We start from the raw sequence: 275 nt of genomic DNA on the forward strand, positions 1-275 counted from the left end.
TGCTCGTCGGCGGTGATCAGCGCGACCGCGCCGACGTCGACGAGGCGTTCGTTGAGCGACTTGGCCGAGAAGCCGCCGAACACGACGGAATGCGTTGCGCCGATACGCGCGCACGCCTGCATCGCGACGATCCCTTCGATCGACATCGGCACGTAGATGACGACGCGGTCGCCACGGCCGATGCCGCGCTTCTTGAGCGCGTTCGCGAAGCGCGACACGCGCGCGAGCAGGTCGGCGTAGGTGACGCGGGTGACGGTGCCGTCGTCGGCTTCGAA

The 275-nt window shown here is 68.4% G+C and carries 1 protein-coding gene; it reads right to left on the reverse strand.

The genetic code is table 11. The annotated features are described in order from the left end of the window. A partial coding sequence (locus tag ACV229_RS40905) for an AMP-binding protein (RefSeq protein WP_448088707.1) occupies nucleotides 1-275 on the reverse strand: 275 nt, incomplete at both ends.

Source organism: Burkholderia sp. MR1-5-21 (assembly GCF_053427715.1).